Source organism: Streptomyces sp. SID3343, assembly GCF_009865215.1.
In the GTDB taxonomy this organism is placed as follows: Bacteria; Actinomycetota; Actinomycetes; order Streptomycetales; family Streptomycetaceae; genus Embleya.
This window is the reverse complement of sequence record NZ_WWJX01001515.1, coordinates 1-18667: the sequence shown is the minus strand read 5'-3', so window position 1 is coordinate 18667 and position 18667 is coordinate 1. Positions and strand designations below refer to the sequence as shown.

Sequence of the window (18667 nt, the reverse complement as noted above, 5' to 3'; positions counted from 1 at the left end):
GCATTCTGGCACCGTGATCGGGATCACACCATCGGCAAACCGGACAGGTTGTCTCTCGGTGTCACCTTTCCGGGTCCGCGCGTCACATGCACAGCGCGTTGGGCACCGTCCCGTGCGCGCTCACGTGGGGCCGGGTCGGGCGGTCCCGATAGCCGTCCAGGAGCAGCCGATTGCGGTTCAGGCACAGGCGGTCGATGCGCGGGGTGAGCAGGTCGAACAGCTCGAACCGATCCGTCGACTCGGGGAACGCCTGCTGGTGTTCGAGGATTTCCTCGCGGACCAGCGCCCAAAAGCCCGACTGGGGAATGCCCAGGTGGCCCGCCGCGAGATCGGCGAGGTAGCGGTAGTGGCCCACGAGCAGCGCCGCGTGGATGAACTGGCACAGGTAGTCCGGTGTCTGGCGCAGCAGGACGGCGGCGACGTCGGCGGGCAGGTCGTCGAGTTCGGGCAGCGGCCGGTCGCTGATGTTGACGTCGTCGACGAAGTCCTTGATCGCGAGCCGGGCCGGGACGTCGTGCTCGTCGAAGACCACGATCGCGTTCTCCCCGTGCGGGGAGAACACGAGCCCGTACCGGTACAGGCAGTGCAGCAGCGGCGGCAGCATCGCGTGGAAGAGCCGGCGCAGCCACACGCGCGGGGCCAACCCCGAGCGCTCGATCAGTTCGGCGACGAACGGACGCCCCGCGGGATCCACGTGCAAGAGCGCGGCGAGGGTGCGCGCGCGTTCGCCCTCGACCAGGTGCGCGGCGAGCGGTTCGCGCCAGATCGCGCCGAGCAGTTCGCGGTATTGGTAGGGCACGCCCGGCAGTTCCTCCAGGATCGGGTGCCGCACGGTGACCGACGCGGTCTCGCCGAGCATGATCACCCGACACTCGTCGCGCAGGAACGCGTCGCGCTCGCGCAGCCCCAGCACCCACGCGGTGACCGCGGGCGCGGCGAGCGTGCGCTCGGACGGCAGGCCGCGCCAGACCAGGGTGTTGAGCACCGACAGCGGGAGTTTGACGGTGCGCCGGCTCGGCCGGTCCAGGTTGAGGAAGGTGCGCACCGACTGTTGCGCGAGATGGCGGTCCTCGGCCTCGCCGAGCCAGACGATCCGGCCGGCCGCGAGATCGGGGGCGAACAGCGTGGCGATCGTCTCGTCCCACTGCCACGGGTGGACGGGCAGCCACAGGTGTTCGTCGGGGTTCAGGCCGCGCGCCGTCAGGATCCGCCGAAACCGCTCGACGGTGGCCGGATCCAGCTGTTCGGCATAGAGCCGGCTCTCCGTCAGGTCCGGCACCGCCCGGTATTGCGCGAGGTCGCGGTGCACGGCCAGCCACGGCAGCCGCAGTGGGTGTCGCGCCTCGGGGGCGTAGCCGCGCGCGTCACTCGCGGAGAAGCCCACCCGGCCCTTGTTCGGCACGATCCACGGGTGGCCGGTCTGGTGTCCTTCGAGTTCGGCGTAACCCAACTCGGCGAGCGCCGCCGCGTCGATCGCGCTCGCCGCGCCGGCCGCGTCCGCGACCAGCGTCGCGGTCAACTCGCGCACCAGGTGGCCCGCGGTGTCGCCGGGCACGCCGATCACGGTGTGCGCGTCGAGCAGGAACTGGAGCATGTCCTCGGCCGGGTCCGTGCCGCCCTCCCAGACCCGTTCGACCGACGTCGGGTCCACGTGCCACGCGTCGTAGGCGCCGCGCCGGGCCCGGAATCGGTAGTGCACGTCGCCGGACACGTCGACGGTGTAGCCCGCTCCGTCGGCGACCGGGGTGAGCAGTTCCTCGTAGGCGAACTCGGCGAGCGACTTGGCGATCATCTCGCGGTTGACCCGGCGCCACACGTTCGGGTCGGTCAAGGACAGGCCGTGCCGCGTGCCGGGGACGCCGGACGTGGGCTCAGCCGCGGCGTGTCGAGCGCCCTGGTGCGGCAGTTCGGCCTCGATGGGCTCCGCTGCCGGGTTCGACTGCGACATTGGCTACCTCTGCTCGGTCGGTTGCGGTCCGTCGGGAGGTCCGGCGTGGGGGTTCGGTGTCGCCCGCGGCCAGGCCGAACGTCGTGAACGCGGTGCGGATCGGCAGTCGGTAGACCGCGCTGCCGCACACGGAGTTGAGGATGGTCGCGGCCCGATGCGCACCCAGACCCAGATCGGGGGTGCCCACGCCGTGCGTGTGCAGTTCGGCGTTTTGGGTGTACAGGCCGCCGGTGACGTGCGCGGCCAGGCGCACCCGGTGGTCCACGTCGATCGACCACCGGCCCGCGTCGTCGCACGCGATCAGGTCGGCCAGCGGGTCGAGCATCGCGGGATGGCGTGGCGCGTAGCCGGTGGCGAGCACGACACGGTCGGTGCGGACCGTGAACGCGCGGTCCTGTTCGCCGTGCCGGCAACCCAGTTCGACGCCCTCGCGGCCGGCGCGCGCCGAGGTGACCGTGACGTCGGGCATCAACGTCGCGCGCACCCGCCCGCCCGCGATGCCGCGGTCGTAGAGCTCGTCGTGGATCGCGGCGATCGTCTCCGCGCTGATCGCCTTGTACAACTGCCACTGCGCGGGCACGAGCCGGTCGCGGACCGGTTCGGGCAGCGCGTGGAAGTAGCGCGTGTAGTCGGGCGTGAAGTGCTCCAGCCCCAGCTTGGAGTACTCCATGGGCGCGAACGCCGGTGAGCGGGTCAGCCAGGTCAGCCGCTGTCCGGGCCCGGTGCGGCGGCGCAGCAGATCCAGGAACACCTCGGCGCCGGACTGCCCCGAGCCCAGCACGGTGACGTCCGCGGCGGTGGTGAGGTTCTCGCGATGGTCGAGGTAGTCGCCCGCGTGCAACACGCTGTCGCCCAGCAGACGCGCGAACGGCGCGGGCACCACCGGTTCGGTGCCGATGCCGAGCACCACGTGCCGGGCGTGCACCCGGTGTCGCTCACCGCTCGACGTGTCGCGAAACGAGACCCGGTACAGGTCGCCGTCCCACTCGACCGATCCCACGTCGGCGGCGAACCGCACCGACGGCAGCGACTCGGCGACCCAGCGGCAGTAGTGGTCGTATTCGCGGCGCGGCACGTGCAGGCGCTCGGCGAAGTAGAACGGGAACAGCCGGTCGTGCGCGCCCAGATAGGCCAGGAACGACCACGGGCTGGTGGGGTCGACCAGGGTGACCAGGTCGGCCAGGAACGGCACTTGGAGCGTGGTCCCGTCGAGCAGCAGACCCGGGTGCCAGCTGAACGCGGGGGCGCGGTCGAGGAAGAGCGTGCGCAGCGGCTCGATCCGATCGGCGAGCGCGGCGAGCGCCAGATTGAAGGGACCGACTCCGACGCCCACGACGTCGTACACGACCGAGCCCGGGTCCGGGGCGCGGCGCGGCGCGGGAAGTCGGGCGCTCACGGCCGGGCACCCGCTTCCGACGGCACCCGGTGGCGCATCATCAACGCGGCCGCTTTGTCGGGGAGTTCGAGGGTAGCCACCCGCTCGAAGCCGGCTCGTTCGAAGGCCGCGATCGAGATGGTGTTGCGCACGTCGGGTTCGGCGACCACGCGCGCGGTGTCGGGCGCCGCGCGCAGTACGAGCTCGGTGACCGCGCGCAGCAGCAGCGAGCCGATCCCGCGCCCGCGCCACGCGGGCGGGCCGACGAGGAGGTGGATCCCCACGTCGTGCGGGCGGGCGGGATAGACGCGGGCCAGCTCGTCGAGGTCGGCCCGGTACAACTCCCAGTAGCTGATCGGCTCGTCGTCCACGCAGCCCAGATAGCAACCGCCCGGTGCGCGCAGCGCCCGGGTCGCCAGGTGTCGGCGCACCACGTCCTCGTCGCCGGCGAGGTCCCACCAATGCGCGATCGACGGGTCGTTCATCCACGCGTGCAGCAGCGGCACGTCGCGCTTGGGGTGGATCTCGTGCAGCGAGAACCGGCCCGCGGACAACGCGACGGCGCCCCAGCGGGCAGCCTCGGCGAGAGGGCCGGTCGGTCCCGCGCGCAGGTGACGCGGGGTCAGGCGAACGGTCTCCGCCTCGGCGAGGGTACTCGCGCGGGGCGAGAGCGATGACGGGCTCATACGGGGACGAAACCTCCGGGGACGGGGCTCACGCGGGGACGTCGGCGAGCGGATTGCGGATGTGCACGTACACCGACTGGGTCGCCACCGGCCCGACGAGTTCGTCGAGGCCGTGCAGTCGGGTCATCAGGTTGGCCTTGCACCGCGGCCGGGGATCGGTGAGCAACGTGCGCGCGGCGCCCGGCTCCTCGGCCCAGGGCGCGAGCGCGGCGCGCGTCCTGGCCAGCAACACCCGCTCGTCGACCAGGCGTTGCGCGCCGAACGCGCCGATCAAACCCAGCAGGTTGTTGAACCCCAGGTAGTAGGCCAAGCGCTCGTCGGCGATCTCGTCGGCCACGATCGTGTCGCTGGCGATCCCCGCGGCCGGCAGCCGGCGGGCCAGATCGGCCGAGCGTGAGGCACGGAAGTAGTAGCCCTGGTTGTCGCGAAAGCGCCCGCCGATCGGCAGCCCGTCGCCGTCGAGCAGGACGAGCGTGTTCTGGTGGTGCGCCTCCAGCGCGACGCCGGCGTGCCGGTCGAGCCACAGGACGGGTTCGGCGACCAGTGCCAGGTAGCGCTCGAACCACTCCTGGGCCACCGACGCGTGGGTGCGTCCGGTGCGCGTGGCAAGGTCGTACACCGACGCGGCCAGGCGCGAGGGCCCGATGCCGGGGCGCTCGGCGACCAGCGCGGCCACACAACTCACCGAGTCGCCCGGCCCGAACGCGTTGGCGCGCAGCATCAGTTCCATCCCCGCGGCGGGCCGATCCGCCCGCGGGTACGGCTCGGGCGGCGCGACCGAGATCCACGCGGGATCGCGAACGATATCGAACGTGGGGTGTACCGAACGCAGTTCGCGCTCCAGACCCGAGCGCAACAGACGGTGCACCTCGATCCCGCGCAACAACTCCTTGGGCAGGTTCTCCCGGCGCGAATTGGTGATCCGCAGGCCCAGCGACAGCTTGAGCATGACGTCGGCGTCGGGCCGGTACACGGTGCGCACCGACGATGTGGGATGCCACGGCGCGCCCGCGGGTCCGAGCGCGCGCAACCGACCCGCGTCCAACAGCGCGCGCAGGTGCGGGCGTCGGGGCAGGTCGCGGGCCTGCCACGGATGCGCGGGAACCAGCACGGTGCCCGCGGGCGCGCGCAGGTCGCCCGCGAAGTCGGCCAGGACGTCGGCGGCCTCGCGCCCGAGCGCGCTGTCCTGCGCGACGAGGTCGGCGTCGGCGGCGAACCAGTGCAACGCGAACGCACCACGCAACTCCGGCGACCACGCGGCATCCTCGACGGGGTCGATCCGGTCCCGGCTCTTGGGCGTGGGGTGCATCGGGTGGCCGAGCACGAGCGACTGTTCCGCCGCCAGGAACGGCGTCGTACCGGGCGAGTCCTCGGGCTGCTCGCGGCGGTAGGCGATGTAGCGCTCGGTGTGGGTGACCGAGTCGGCCACCCGGATCGCGGTGTCGCCGCACGCGTCGCCCGGCGCGCCACCCCCCGCCTCGGCCGCCCCCGGCCCCACGGCCGCGGCCGCCGCGGCGGAGGCCGCCGACGCCTCGTCGCCCAGCACGAGCGCGAGCCGCACCGCGTTCAGCGGCCCCTCACCGACCAGATGCGGCAGGCCGAACCGGTGCCACCCGGCGGTAGACCAATAGCGCACCGGCACCGACAGGCTCAGCCCGGTGGCGGGCAACGCGATCGTAAGCGTGTCCGTCTTCGGCCGCGCCACCGCGCGTTCGCGAACCCAGCACCGCAGCAGACATTCCACGGTCGCCCCGTCTGCGGCGTACCGAGCATCCGGCGCGTCGAGGTGGTCCGCTTCGGGGTCCGTCCACACTGCGGACGGGTCGAAACCCGCGATGGTCATCGCTGCTCCGTGTCGTGTTCGATCGGCCGCGACGGCCGATATCGGTGGTAAGAGCGGTAGTTGTCAGGGCGGTGGCAGGCAAAGCCGTCGTAGTCGCAGCAGTGCCGGTCAAAGCGGTAGCGGTAGCGCATGCGGGCCGCCGGTGACGATCTCGATCGCTTCCCGGTGGTGGAACGCCGTGGTCTCGATTGTTGGGCGATGCCGGGCGCACCGCGAGAGCGGCGCGCGGGGTTCCCCGGTGATGACGGAGCGTCAGGTGGTCGGTGGGCTTTCCGTGCGCCCCGCGTCGACCACCAGGTCCAACAGCGCGTCCAGATCCTCGACGCTCGCGTACGGATTGAGCAGGGTGAGCTTGAGCCGCACCGACCCGGCGCCCGCGCCGATCTCGGTCCTGCCCACGACCGCGCGCCCCTCGCCCAGCAGCCGACGGCGCAGCGCGGCGTTGATCCGATCCGATTCCTCCGGGCCCACCGGGTGCCGGGGAAGGTAGCGAAAGACGACCGACGTCAGCACCGGATCGGCGACCAACTCCAAGCGCGGGTGCGCATGGATCACCCCGGCCGCATGCCGGGCCAGGTCGTGGCAGCGGTCCACGAGCACGCCGAGCCCGGCCCGCCCGAGCGCACGCAACGTGACCGCGATCTTGAACACGTCGGCGCGCCGCGTCGTGCGCGGCGAACGACCCAGCAGGCTGAAATAGCCCGCCTGTTCGTCGTCGTCCGGATTCAGATAGGCGGCGCGCTGCGCGAGCGGCGCCAACAGCGCCGCGTCACGCACCAGGAACACCCCGGCGGCGATCGGCTGCCAACCGAGCTTGTGCAGATCCAGGCCCACCGAATGGGCCCGGTCGAGCCCGGCGAGCAACGGCGCCAGGCGATCGGAGAACAACGCCCCACCGCCGTACGCCGCGTCCACGTGCAACCACGTGTCGAACTCGGCCGCCACCGCGGCGATCTCGGACAGCGGCTCGACCGCACCCAGATCGGTGGTGCCGGCCGTGGCAACGATCGCGGTGATCCGGTCGTTGCCCGCCACCACCCGCCGACACGCCGCCGCCAGCGCGAGCGGATCCATCCGGTGATCGGCACCGGCCGGCACCGTGACCACCGCGTCCTCGCCCAGCCCCAGCACCCCCGCGCACCGCCGCACCGAGAAGTGCGCGGCCTGCGAACACAGGATCCGCCGCCGGCCCACCCCCGGGCCCGACGCGTCCCGCGCCAGCAACAGACCCATCAGGTTGGACTCGGTCCCGCCACTGGTCACCGAGCCACCCGCCGCCGCCGAGAAGCCGACCAACGCCGCGAGCGCCGCGACCACCTCGACCTCCAACACCGTCGCCACCGGCGCCTGGTCCCACGAGTCGAGCGAACCGTTGAGCGCCGACGCCACCAGATCGGCCGCCACCGCGACCGCGAGCGGCGGACAGTGCAGGTGGCCCGCACAGCGCGGATCGGCCGGATCCGCGGACCCCCACGCCAACAGCGTGGTCAACTCGTCAAGCGCCGCCGACTCGCCCACCCCGAGCACCGGCAGCACCCCGGGGCCGGCCCCCTGTGGGCGCGTCACCACGCGCGCCGTGCCCAACACGCGCGCCACCTCGGCCGCGACCCCCTGCGGCCCACCCGCCGGCAACGGACCACCCCGCGCCGACGCCCCACGCTCCAACGCGGCCAACGCCACCCGCACCGATTCGCCCAGCGCGCCCGCCCCGGTGACGCCCCCCGCGAGCGGCGGCCCGATCGACGCGGCCGCCTTCACGCCGACTCCCCGTCAGCCGACCGCGCCCCGTACGCGGCCCGCGCCGCCTCGATCGCGTCGCTCAGCCGCTCCAATACCGCGTCGGCCTGCACATCGGTCATCGTCAACGGCGGCAACAGCCGCACCACGCTGTTGTGCCGCCCACCCAACTCGATGATCAACCCGCGCCCCAACGCCTCGCGCCGCACCGCCACCGCGAGCCGCGGCGCCGGCGGTCGAGCCCCCAGCGCATCAGGCCCCGCGTCGGGCTCGACGATCTCCACGCCGATCATCAGACCCCGCCCGCGCACCTCGCCGATCGCCGGCTGAGCGGCCATCAGGTCCCGCAACGCGCCCGACACCCGCGCACCGAGCCGACCCGCGTGTTCGTCGAGCCGATGCTCGCGCACATGCGCGATGGTCGCCGCCCCCGCCGCCATCGCGAGCTGATTGCCGCGGAACGTCCCCGCGTGCGCGCCCGGCCACCAGCGGTCCAACTCGGCGCGATACACCACCACCGCGAGCGGCAGACTGCCACCGATCGCCTTGGAGACGACCATGACGTCGGGCACCACACCCGCGTGGTCCACCCCCCACATCGCGCCGGTGCGCCCGAGCCCGGTCTGCACCTCGTCGGCGATCAACGCGATGCCACGCTCGGTGGTGATCCGCCGCATCTCGCGCAACCACTCGTCGGGCGCGGGCAGCACCCCGCCCTCGCCCTGGACCGGTTCCACGATCATCCCGGCGGGCGCGGGCACGCCACCACCGGGATCCTCGAGCAGCGAGCGGGCCTGGTACGCCGCCGCCCGCTCGCCCCGCACGCCACCGATGCCGAACGGGCAGCGGTATCCCTGCGGGAACGGCAGCCGGATCGTGTCGCCGCTGCCCGCCCCGGTCGCGTCGCGGATCGCGGTGTCACCACTGACCGCGAGCGCGCCGGCCGTCATCCCGTGATAGGCGCCGGTGAACGCGACCACCCCGCGCCGCCCGGTCGCGGTGCGCACGAGCTTGAGCGCCGCCTCCACCGCGTCGGTGCCGGCCGGCCCACAGAACTGGATCCGCCCGTCGCGCGCCAACTCCGGCGGGAGCGTCGCGAACAACTCCTCCACGAACCGGTCCTTGACCGGCGTCGCGAGGTCGAGCACGTGCAGCGGCGCACCCGTGTCGAGCACGCCGCGGATCGCCGCGAGCACGACGGGGTGGTTGTGCCCGAGCGCCAACGTGCCCGCGCCGGACAGGCAGTCGAGGTAGCGCCGACCGTCGGCCCCTTCGACCGTCATCCCTCGGGCCCGCACCGGGACGATCGGCAACGATCGCGCGTAGGTACGCGCCGAGGACTCGCGGGCGGCCTGTCTGCGCAGGATGGCCTGCGCATCGGGCTCCGGCGAGCGTTGGCGGCCGATCGTCGCCTCGGTCACCGCGTCCGCGGCGAAACCGTCCGTGGTCGGCTCCTTCGGCGCGGGGACCTCGGTACCGGAGCGGTCGTCCGGCCTGGTCAGGGCGGCGGTCATGACTGCGGCACCTCCACAAGGCGATCGTGATCGAGGTAAGGCTTACCTCAGAACGGTGACGGAGTGCAAACTCGCAATCACAAAGAGTGACATCGCCGGATCGGCGGTCCCCCGGTGAATCAACGAGGCAACCGCCGCCCGAACACGGCCATCCGCCCCTCCGATACTGTCGACCGGTCACATACGGGGGACACACGGGGAGGTAGGCGCTTGACGCGCGGCGTTCGCACGCTGTTCGTCGCGTTGACGGTGGCGATGTCTTTGCTGGTGACGGGCACCGTCATGGCACTGACACTGGCCGGCGGCGGCACGGACGGCACCACCGACCACGGCCCCTCGACCCTCGCCGATCCGGGCGATCCCGCGCACTGGACCCCCGAGCGAATGAGCCGGGCCAAGCCCCGCGACCCCAAACTCGACGACGGGCCCCCCGCCCCGCCCGCCCCCGGCACGCCGAACACCGTCCAGCCGTCCTGGTCCCCACTGCCCGACGCGCTCGCACAGGCCAAACCACCGCCGGTACAGGCCCGCGCCGTCCCGCGCCCCTACGCGAGCGGCAACGGCACCAGCGCGGTCGGCAAGCTGTTCTTCGAGGCCCCCGACGGCCCGTCCACGTGCTCCGGCACCGTGATAGCCGACCCCAAACGCCCGGGCCGCAGCAACCTCGTGTGGACCGCCGGGCACTGCGTGCACGCCGGACACGCGGGCACCTGGTTCACCAGCATGCAGTTCGTGCCCGCGTTCAACAGCAGCGGCCAGGGCACCCTGGACAACCTCGGCAACCCGGGCCCGGTCGCGCCCTTCGGGCAGTGGTGGGCCACCTCGGTGGCCACATCGGAGCAATGGCGCGCCGGCGGCACCGACACCACCTCCCCCGCCACCGCGTTCGACTTCGCGGTGATGGAGGTGCGCAACCCCGACGGCGGCCCCCGCAGCCTCGAAGAGGTCGTCGGCCGCGCGGTCTCGGTGTGGTTCGACGCCCCGCGCGACCTGCCCAGCACGAGCGCCTACGGCTATCCACAGGACGCGCCCTTCGACGGCCTGGCCATGTACGGGTGCTCGCAGGACCCGCGCCGGATGAGCGTGGACCCCGCCGCCCCGCCCCTGCTGCGCATCGGCTGCACGATGACCGCGGGAGCCAGTGGCGGCGGTTGGTACGCCCCGTGCCCCACCGGCGGCCTGTGCCTGATCGGCAACAGCGCGCTCAGCGGCGCCGGACACACCTGGATCGCGGGCCCCTACCTGAGCCAGGACGCCCGCCGAATGCTCGACACCCTCAAGCGCAAACGCTGAGCGCACCACCCCCGCGAACGCCGAGGGCCCGGCTCACCCACGATTGCTCGTGCGCGGGCCGGGCCCTGGTTTCGTACACCGGCGCACCACGCGACGGATCGGTCCGACCGACCCGCCGCGCCGCATCGGCTCACCGCGTCAGTTCTTGACCACCACGAACCGCTCCAGTTCGGCGGCGAGTTGCCGGCCGACCCGGGCGTGCAACCACGTGCCCTCCTCGCGGTGCTCCGTCGCCAGCAGCTCGCCGGTTCCGTGCACCTTCGCCACCAGCTCGCCGCGGTCGTAGGGCACGACCACCTCGATCTCGATGTCGGGACGCGGGAGTTCGTCGTCGATCAGCGCGAGCAACTCGTCGATGCCCTGCCCGGTACGGGCCGACACGACGATCGCGTGCTTCTCCTTGCGCAGCAGCCGCGCCAACACCTCCGGGTCGGCCGCGTCGGCCTTGTTGACCACCACGATCTCGCGCACCTTGTGCGCCTCCACCTCGGAGAACACCTCGCGCACGGCGGCGAGTTGCGCCTCTGGAGTGGGATCGGAGCCGTCCACCACGTGCAGGATCAGATCCGCGTCGGAGACCTCTTCGAGGGTCGAGCGGAACGCCTCCACGAGTTGGTGCGGAAGGTGGCGCACGAAGCCGACGGTGTCGGCCAGCGTGTACACCCGGCCGCTCGGCGTCTCGGACCGACGCACGGTCGGGTCGAGGGTGGCGAACAGCGCGTTCTCCACGAGCACGCCCGCACCGGTCAGCCGGTTCAGGATCGAGGACTTGCCCGCGTTGGTGTAGCCCGCGATGGCCACCGAGGGGATCGCGTTGCGGCGCCGTTCCTGGCGCTTGGTGTCGCGGCCCTTCTTCATGTCCGCGATCTCGCGGCGCATCTTGGCCATCTTCTCCCGGATGCGCCGACGATCGGTCTCGATCTTCGTCTCACCCGGACCACGCGTGGCCATCCCGCCACCGCCGCCGCCACCCATCTGGCGCGACAGCGACGCACCCCAGCCACGCAGGCGCGGAAGCATGTACTGCATCTGCGCGAGCGAGACCTGGGCCTTGCCCTCACGGGACTTGGCATGCTGCGCGAAGATGTCCAGGATCAGGGCCGTGCGGTCCACGACCTTGACCTTGACCACGTCTTCGAGCTGAATGAGCTGGCCCGGCGTCAGTTCACCGTCGCACACGACCGTGTCGGCGCCGGTGGCCAGCACCACGTCACGCAATTCCTTGGCTTTACCGGAGCCGATGTACGTGGCCGGGTCCGGCTTGTCTCGGCGCTGGATCAGCCCGTCCAGCACTTCCGAGCCCGCCGTCTCGGCGAGCGCGGCGAGTTCCTTGAGCGAATATTCGGCGTCTGCGGCGGTGCCTTCGGTCCAGACCCCGACGAGCACGACCCGTTCCAGCCGAAGCTGTCGGTATTCGACCTCGGTGACGTCGGTCAGCTCGGTGGAGAGACCGGCGATGCGGCGGAGCGCGGAGCGATCCGCCCGGTCGAATTGGTCGCCGTCCCAGTCGACAGGACCGGTCCCGACGTCATCGCCCGATCCGAATCCGTCGAAGGACGCCCCATCGTCGTCGGCGTCGATGGCGTCAGCCTGGTCGAAGCCTTGAGTCGTGTCCGTGTCGTCGTTTCCGGCGCGGTGAGAGCGAGAAGTCATATCGTCCTGTTCAACGTAGTCGGCAGGCCGCCGCATTCCCCGCGTACGGCCCTCACGATGGTCCCACGACAGCGCTCACGCGGGCATCCGGGTTTTCGGCCGAACCGACGTGTCCCCCTCGGTTTCCCTGGTCAGGACGTCAACAGGCGCGCCTGGCCGGCACCGGTGTGCACCTTGATCCGGTTGGGCGACGCGTCGTTGCGCTGCACCTTGACATCGGCGTTGCCCACCGTGGTGGTGACGTCGGCCGCGTACGTCTGCCCGCCCGGCACCCGCACCGTGGCCCGACCCGCGTCGGTCTTGGCGTCGACGTCGGTGGGGGCCTTCGTGAAGGAGATGTCGATCGAACCCGCGGTGGTCTGCGCGGTCACCTTGGCCGAGCCCAGGTTCTCGCCGTCGATCTTGCCCGCGCTCGTGTGCAGGTCAAGCGTCCCGGTCAGGTCGCGCAGGGTCACGTTGCCGGCGTCGGTGCGTACGTCGATCGCGACGCCCCCGCGCGGCACGGTCACCTCGTACGCCACGAAGCACGCCTTGTTGGTCGCGCACTTGTAGTCCAGCGTCAGCGCACCGTTGCCGTCCACGTCGTGCGTCGTGGTCGGCTCGTTCTTGTCGTAGCGCATCTTCTCGACGACCTTGACGTTCTTGACGTCGGATTCGGTCACCTTGACGTTGCCGGCGTTGCTGTCCACCTTGAGCGAACGCACCGTCTGCGACACGTCGTACGACGAGTCCTTCTTCTCGCTGCCGACGTCGACGCCGTCGCTGTCGACGTTGAACTCACACGCGGTCAGGACGAGCGGCAGCGCGACAAGCGGCGCCAACAGGGCCAATCGACGTTTGCGGGCAGACATGCGGTCTCCTTGGGTCGGGGCGGGGCGCGTCGCCCGAACGCACGACCTCTCCCCCGCTCTCCTCCAGGCTAGGAAGCCCCGCACGTGGTCCGCGTCGCTCCGGCGTCGGGTCCCTTGGGTCCTTCCCTGGCAGGAGAGGACCCCGAGTTCGTCCACCCCACGGCAGGACGGATCTCGGGGTTCTCCCGGACCTCGGTACCCACGCGCTCAGGACGCGAGGTGTGCGCCGACGGTGGGGGCGAGCGCCGCGAAGTCCGCCGACTCGTCCTCGGCAAGCACCGCGTAGGCCGCCGCGACAAGCTCGTCGGTGAGTTTTTCGGCCGCCTCCCGACGGGCCGTCAAATCGGCCGTGACCTGGGGAAACGGCTTTTCGTGACCATAGAACCCGACATAGGGACTGCCCTCGGCCAACTGGGCCTCCAAGGGCCGGATCCGATGCGCGGCCAGCGCCAGTACGTGCAGCCCGCCGCGGTGCTCGCGCAGGGTCTGCAGGTTCTGCGCGAGCACCGCGGGAGCGTCATCCGAAAGGGGTACCGCGCGCCACGCGCTGTAAAGCGGCGCGAGAGCGCCGAGGTCGTTCGCGCGGATGATCCGCGTCGTCACGTGTGCGAGCCGCTCGACGTCGGGCAGGTCGGCCAGGTGCTCGCGGCCCCATGCCCGGGCGCATTCGGCGTACAGCGCGCCGGTCCGGGCGGGCGGCGAGACCTTCGCCCCGGCGGCCCACAGCGGGATCAGCGTGCCGGGGGCGAAGTGGTGAAACGCGGCGACCACGGCGTCGTCGCCGACGTCCCCGAGGACGCCACCGCGACCGGCGACGTACAACGTCACGCCGTCCAGGCCCAGTTCGGCGCCACGCGCGATCGTGGTGGGCGCGAAGAAGAACGCGCCGCCCGCCTGGACGGTCTTCTTGACCGCGCTCGCGGTGGCCCGCGCGGTGTCCATGCTGCTGCCCATCCTCGACCCCCGGAACGAATGCTTGACGATGTCAGGCACTGCTTACCACGAGGCGCCGAACGCGTGAAGACGATTCAGCGCCGGTCGCGAAGGCGATCGAGGTCGACGTCGCCCTCGGCGACGATCACGGCGGGCCCGGTCATCTCGATGTGGCCGTCCACCCGCTCGGTGATCGTGAGCGTGCCACCGGGCACGTCCACCGTGTAGGTCGCGGGCTCGCCGCTCACGCCCGGCTCGACGCCGTCGGCCCGCGCGACGGCCACCATGACCGCGCACGCGCCCGTACCGCACGACCGGGTCTCGCCCGAGCCGCGCTCGTGCACGCGCATCGCCACGTGTCCCGGCGCGCGACGCACCACGAACTCGACGTTGACGCCGTCGGGATAGGCACCTTCGGGGGACACCGTCGGCGCGGTGTACAAGCTGCCCGCATCGGCGAGGTCGTCCACGAACACGACCGCGTGCGGATTGCCCATGTCGACGTTGGTGGCGGGCCGCACCCGTCCGGCGACGTCGACACCGATACCGGCCGAGCCGGGCAGGCGGGCCACGCCCATGTCGACGGTGATCGCGCCGTCGGGTTCGACGGGGACCGTGACGACCTTGATCCCACCACGTGTGGCGATCCGCATCCCACCGGCCGCGGCGAGCCCACGCTCGACGAGGTGGCGGGCGAACACCCGCACGCCGTTGCCGCACATCTCGGCGATCGACCCGTCGCCGTTGCGGTAGTCCATGAACCACTCGGCCTCGCCCGCCAGGTGCTCGGCGGCCGGATCCTTGGCGGAGCGCACGACCCGCAGCAGCCCGTCGCCGCCGATCCCCGCTCGGCGATCACACAGGGCCGCGACCAGGTCGGCCGTCAGCTCCAGTTCACCGTCGACGTCCGCGACGATGACGAAGTCGTTCTCGGTGCCGTGACCCTTGAAGAAGTGCAGAGTGCTCACCGGGCAATTCTAGGGTCCGCCGAACGAGTGCGGAGCAGCCGTCCGGCGATCCCCCGGCCCGCGCGCGACGGCCCCGGCGAGTGCTCCGTCGGGACCGTCGCGGTGTGCGCTCCCACCGGGCCTGTTACCCGCCGGGTCGGACCACCCCCGCCGCTCCGCCGCCTCTGCGGGTCGGTTCGGCGACCGCCTGGATCCGCCCCCCGCGGAGGAATTCGAGGGCCGCCACGGCGCCGATCTCCGGGTTGTCCTTGAGCACGTGCCCGCGGTCCTGGAGCCCCGCGCGCAGCGCCGCCGGCACGCCCGGCTCGACCTCGGTCGCGGCGCCGTTGCGCTGCGACAGGCGGGGCGCGGCCACCGCCTGCGGCAGCGTCAGACCGCGGTCCAGGCGCCCGTCGAGCACCTGGAGCACCGTGGTGACGATGGTCGCGCCGCCGGGCGAGCCGAGCGCCAGGAACGGACGACCGTCCTTGAGCACGATGGTCGGCGAGATGCTGCTGCGCGGTCGCTTGCCCGGCGCCGGCAGGTTCGGGTCGAACACGCCGGGGGTGAGCGGCGCGAAATCGAAGTCGGTGAGTTCGTTGTTGAGCAGGAAGCCGCGGCCCGGCACGGTGATCGCGCTGCCGCCGGTCTGCTCGATGGTCAGCGTGTAGGACACCGTGTTGCCCCACCGGTCGGCGGTGACCAGGTGGGTCGTGGACAGCCCCTCGGTCGGCTCGCTCGCCTCCGGGGTGCCGCTCGCCGCGCAGCGCCGGTCGTAGGGCGCCGTGGGGTCACCCGGCGGTACGGGACTCACGGCGGCCCGGTTCGGGTCGATCAGGCACGCCCGCTCCTTCGCGAAACCGTCGGACAGCAGGCCCTGGAGCGGCACGTCCACGAACGCCGGGTCGCCGACGTAGCGGTTGCGGTCGGCGAACGCCAGGCGCGATGCCTCCAGGTAGTAGTGCGCGGCCGTGACGTCGTCCATCCGGCGCCGGTCGGTGGTCTCCAGGATGTCGAGTGCCTCACCGACGGTGGACCCTCCCGAGGAGGACGGCGCGATGGAGTAGACGTCGAGGCCGCGGTAGTCGACCCGGGTGGGCTTGCGTTCGATGACCCCGTAGCGCGCGAGGTCGCCGGTCTCGATCAGGCCGGGCCTGAAGACGCGGTCGGCGCCGGGCGCCATCGGCGGCTGCTGCGCGGTCCGCACGACCTCGCGCCCGAGGCCGCCGCGGTAGAGCCAGTCCACGCCCTCGCGGCCGAGCCGGTCGTAGGTCCTGGCCAGGTCGGGGTTGCGAAAGACGCTGCCGACGGTCGGCGGCTGCCCGCCCGGCAGGAACAGCTTCGCGGTGGGCGCGATGTCGTCGAATCTGCTCTGGTTCGCCGCGGTCTGGTCGCGGAACGTCCGATCGACGACGAAGCCGCGGTCGGCGAGCGCGGCGGCGGGCCGCAGCGCGTCGCGCAGGCCGATCGTGCCCCAGCGGCGCAGCGCGGTGTTCCACGTCTGCGGCGTCCCGGGAACGCCCACCGACAGGCCGGAGTTGACGCCCTGGTCGAACGGGATGGGCAGCCCGGTCGCCGGGTCCAGGAACGCGTTCTGCTGCATCTTGGCGGGCGCGGTCTCGCGGCCGTCGATGGTCTTGACCGTACGGCTGCGCGCGTCGTAGTAGACGAAGTAGCCGCCTCCGCCCAGACCCGACGAGTAGGGCTCGGTGACGCCCAGGGCCGCGGCCGTGGCGATCGCGGCGTCCACCGCGTTGCCGCCGCGGCGCAGCACGTCGAGCCCGATCGCGGTCGCGTCGGCGTCGACGCTGGCGACCGCCCCGCCCCAGCCGGTGGCGACAGGCTGTTTGGCCGGGCCCCCGGGTCGATCAGCGGGATGCGCGGACGCGACCCCCGGAACGGTCAGTGCGAGACCAAGGGCCGCGCACAGCGCCATGGCGCGACGAACGGTGCGGATCACGACCGCCTCCCCCGAGCAGGTGTTGTGGCACGGATCTCCCACCGTGCCACGCTCGCCCCACCCACAACACCCCTACCCGGGAGGGATCACCCGTTCGAGCGCGGCGGCTTCCAGGTCCGATCGGGCGTGGTCGAGCCACTCGATCCGAGGGTCGCGGCGGAACCACGTGTCCTGCCTGCGGGCGAACCGGCGGGTCGTGCGCACCGTGTCCTCCTTGGCCTCGTCCTCGGTGCACTCGCCGGCCAGCAGTCGCAGCACCTGCGCGTAGCCGAGCGCGCGCGACGCGGTGCGCCCGTCGCGCAGCCCGACCTTCGCCAGCTCGCGCACCTCGTCCACCAGGCCCGCCGCCCACATCCGTTCCACCCGCGTGGCGATCCGCTCGTCCAGGACCGGGCGGGAGACGTCCACCCCGATCTGGAGGCTGTCGTAGTAGGACGTGTGGCCGGGAAGGGTCGCCGTGAAGGGGCGGCCGGTGAGTTCGATGACCTCCAGAGCGCGCACGATCCGGCGCACGTTGCCCGGCAGGATCGCGGCGGCGGCCTGCGGGTCGAGCTCGGCCAGGCGCGCGTGCATCGGGCCCGGCCCGATCCGCTCCGCCTCGGCCTCCAAGCGGGCCCGGGCCGCGGGGTCGGTCCCGGGGAATTCGAGGTCGTCCAGGACGGCTCGCACGTACAGACCGGAACCACCGACCAGGACGGGGGTGCGCCCGCGCGCGAGCAGGTCGTCGACCACGGCCCGGGCGTCGCGCTGGTACGCGGCGACACTCGCGGAATCGGTCACCTCCCACACGTCGAGCAGGTGGTGCGGGACGCCGGCGCGCTCGTCGACGGTCAGCTTGGCGGTGCCGATGTCCATGCCTTTGTACAGCTGCATGGAATCGGTGTTGATCACCTCGCCGTCCAGCGCGCGGGCCAAGGCCACACCCAGATCGGACTTTCCGGCCGCAGTGGGGCCGACGACGGCTATGACACGGGGACTCACCCCCCAAGTCTGCCGGATCGCCGACCCCGCTCCGACCCGCCGTCGCCCCCGGGCCGCCCCGCCGTGGTCCGCGCCCGCCGTCCCTCGTTGCGGTACGGCCGGCCGGATGGTCGTGACCGGTGTCGTCCCGACTCGTTGATCTCCGGCGAGCCGGGTGTTCCCGGCGCTGCCGCGGGCGGCCGGGTGGGATCGGGCCACACGGCGGGCCGTGGCGCGGCGGCACCTACAAAATGCACGACGACGACCACAGACATACGGTCTAGGAGAAATTGTGAGTGTTTTCGACTGGTTCAAGCGGCGTCCGAGCACGTCGGAGGAGAGCGGCTCCTGTTGCTCGCGAAACGCGGCGGGCACGGACACCGCCACGCTGGTCGAGGACCGGCCCGCGGCGCCGGCCGACGCGGTCACCGAGGCCGAGCAGGCACCGGTGCCGGCGGCGGCCACGACGCCCGCCCCCCGGGCCCCCGGGGACGCGGTCGTCGCATCGGCCGCCGAGGGCGATCCCGAGGAGGAGCAGGACATGGGTGTCTTCGACAACCTCAAGGCCAAGGCCGAGGGCCTGCTGGGCCAGCACGGCGACAAGGCGGACAAGGGCATCGACAAGGCCGCCGACATCGCCGACACCAAGACCGGCGGCAAGCACACCGACAAGATCCGCAGCGCGTCCGACAAGGCCAAGGAGGGCCTGGGCAAGGCCGGCGACAAGGGCCCCGGCCCCGACGCGGCCCCGCAAGCGGCTCCCCCGACACAGCCCCCGGCGGACCCCACCGCCTGACGGGTGCGGGCGGCGGTCACCGAATCCCGGTGGCCGCCGCCCGCTCGGGTATCGGGGGCGGCAGCCGAAGCGGCCGGATCCGGCGACGGCCGGTCAGCACCACAGCGCCACGAAGTAGCCCACCCCGTAAGGCGCGTCGTGGTACAGCAGGCGCCCGTCGCGCCCCTCTCC

The 18667-nt window shown here is 72.3% G+C and carries 14 protein-coding genes; 2 read left to right on the top strand and 12 right to left on the bottom strand.

Annotated elements, in window-relative coordinates; genetic code table 11:
• Positions 1 to 82: 82 nt before the first annotated feature.
• From GT354_RS47795 to GT354_RS47770, 6 genes are all read right to left on the bottom strand, one after another.
• The gene (locus GT354_RS47795) at positions 83 to 1792 is read right to left on the bottom strand and encodes an IucA/IucC family siderophore biosynthesis protein (RefSeq protein WP_237536177.1); all 1710 of its coding nucleotides are present in this window, start codon (positions 1790 to 1792) and stop codon (positions 83 to 85) included.
• A gap of 79 nt (positions 1793 to 1871) precedes the next feature.
• Positions 1872 to 3344, bottom strand: coding sequence for a SidA/IucD/PvdA family monooxygenase (locus GT354_RS47790; RefSeq protein WP_161364108.1), 1473 nt, complete (start codon positions 3342 to 3344; stop codon positions 1872 to 1874).
• Positions 3341 to 4009 carry a GNAT family N-acetyltransferase gene (locus GT354_RS47785; protein ID WP_161364106.1) on the bottom strand — a complete coding sequence of 223 codons (669 nt, stop codon included), beginning with the start codon at positions 4007 to 4009 and terminating at the stop codon, positions 3341 to 3343. Before GT354_RS47785 ends, GT354_RS47790 begins: the two co-directional genes overlap by 4 nt.
• Positions 4010 to 4037: 28 nt before the next feature.
• The gene (locus GT354_RS47780; RefSeq protein WP_161364104.1) at positions 4038 to 5852 is read right to left on the bottom strand and encodes an IucA/IucC family protein; all 1815 of its coding nucleotides are present in this window, start codon (positions 5850 to 5852) and stop codon (positions 4038 to 4040) included.
• A 252-nt stretch (positions 5853 to 6104) separates the two neighbouring features.
• On the bottom strand, positions 6105 to 7610 hold the full coding sequence (locus GT354_RS47775; protein WP_161364102.1) for an aspartate aminotransferase family protein: 1506 nt from the start codon (positions 7608 to 7610) through the stop codon (positions 6105 to 6107).
• Positions 7607 to 9103 (bottom strand): diaminobutyrate--2-oxoglutarate transaminase family protein, encoded by a 1497-nt coding sequence (locus GT354_RS47770; RefSeq protein WP_161364100.1) that lies wholly within the window; start codon positions 9101 to 9103, stop codon positions 7607 to 7609. The genes GT354_RS47775 and GT354_RS47770 overlap by 4 nt, the downstream gene beginning before the upstream one ends.
• Before the next feature lie 210 nt (positions 9104 to 9313).
• Between GT354_RS47770 and GT354_RS47765 the strand changes: the two genes are divergently transcribed.
• Positions 9314 to 10396, top strand: a complete 1083-nt coding sequence (locus GT354_RS47765) for a hypothetical protein (RefSeq protein ID WP_161364098.1) — start codon at positions 9314 to 9316, stop codon at positions 10394 to 10396.
• A gap of 138 nt (positions 10397 to 10534) precedes the next feature.
• On the opposite strand, the gene hflX is transcribed toward GT354_RS47765, so the two are convergent.
• From hflX to miaA, 6 genes are all read right to left on the bottom strand, one after another.
• Entirely contained in the window at positions 10535 to 12049 is a 1515-nt protein-coding gene (gene hflX / locus GT354_RS47760) for a GTPase HflX (protein WP_161364096.1), read from the bottom strand.
• 131 nt (positions 12050 to 12180) lie between these two features.
• Positions 12181 to 12900: a DUF4097 family beta strand repeat-containing protein gene (locus GT354_RS47755; RefSeq protein WP_161364094.1), complete on the bottom strand. Its 720-nt coding sequence runs from the start codon at positions 12898 to 12900 to the stop codon at positions 12181 to 12183.
• 207 nt (positions 12901 to 13107) lie between these two features.
• Positions 13108 to 13842 (bottom strand): hypothetical protein, encoded by a 735-nt coding sequence (locus tag GT354_RS47750; protein WP_161364092.1) that lies wholly within the window; start codon positions 13840 to 13842, stop codon positions 13108 to 13110.
• Positions 13843 to 13928: 86 nt separating this feature from the next.
• Entirely contained in the window at positions 13929 to 14801 is an 873-nt protein-coding gene (gene dapF / locus GT354_RS47745; protein ID WP_161364090.1) for a diaminopimelate epimerase, read from the bottom strand.
• Positions 14802 to 14925: 124 nt separating this feature from the next.
• Complete coding sequence (gene ggt / locus GT354_RS47740) at positions 14926 to 16716, bottom strand: gamma-glutamyltransferase (protein ID WP_161364138.1); 1791 nt, start codon at positions 16714 to 16716, stop codon at positions 14926 to 14928.
• A 96-nt stretch (positions 16717 to 16812) separates the two neighbouring features.
• A complete protein-coding gene (gene miaA, locus GT354_RS47735) occupies positions 16813 to 17721 on the bottom strand; it encodes a tRNA (adenosine(37)-N6)-dimethylallyltransferase MiaA (RefSeq protein WP_161364088.1) in 909 nt (302 codons plus the stop codon).
• A 271-nt stretch (positions 17722 to 17992) separates the two neighbouring features.
• Here miaA and GT354_RS56950 point away from each other — a divergent pair, with 271 nt between their 5' ends.
• A complete protein-coding gene (locus tag GT354_RS56950) occupies positions 17993 to 18496 on the top strand; it encodes an antitoxin (RefSeq protein WP_346012507.1) in 504 nt (167 codons plus the stop codon).
• Positions 18497 to 18667: the final 171 nt, after the last annotated feature.

Excerpts from the sequence above, each read along its gene's own strand:
- GT354_RS47795 (WP_237536177.1), bottom strand. The coding sequence starts at position 1,792 with ATGATCGCCAAGTCGCTCGCCGAGTTCGCCTACGAGGAACTGCTCACC.
- GT354_RS47785 (WP_161364106.1), bottom strand. The coding sequence starts at position 4,009 with ATGAGCCCGTCATCGCTCTCGCCCCGCGCGAGTACCCTCGCCGAGGCG.
- GT354_RS47780 (WP_161364104.1), bottom strand. The coding sequence starts at position 5,852 with ATGACCATCGCGGGTTTCGACCCGTCCGCAGTGTGGACGGACCCCGAA.
- GT354_RS47770 (WP_161364100.1), bottom strand. The coding sequence starts at position 9,103 with ATGACCGCCGCCCTGACCAGGCCGGACGACCGCTCCGGTACCGAGGTC.
- hflX (WP_161364096.1), bottom strand. The coding sequence starts at position 12,049 with ATGACTTCTCGCTCTCACCGCGCCGGAAACGACGACACGGACACGACT.
- GT354_RS47755 (WP_161364094.1), bottom strand. The coding sequence starts at position 12,900 with ATGTCTGCCCGCAAACGTCGATTGGCCCTGTTGGCGCCGCTTGTCGCG.
- GT354_RS47750 (WP_161364092.1), bottom strand. The coding sequence starts at position 13,842 with ATGGACACCGCGCGGGCCACCGCGAGCGCGGTCAAGAAGACCGTCCAG.
- ggt (WP_161364138.1), bottom strand. The coding sequence starts at position 16,716 with ATGGCGCTGTGCGCGGCCCTTGGTCTCGCACTGACCGTTCCGGGGGTC.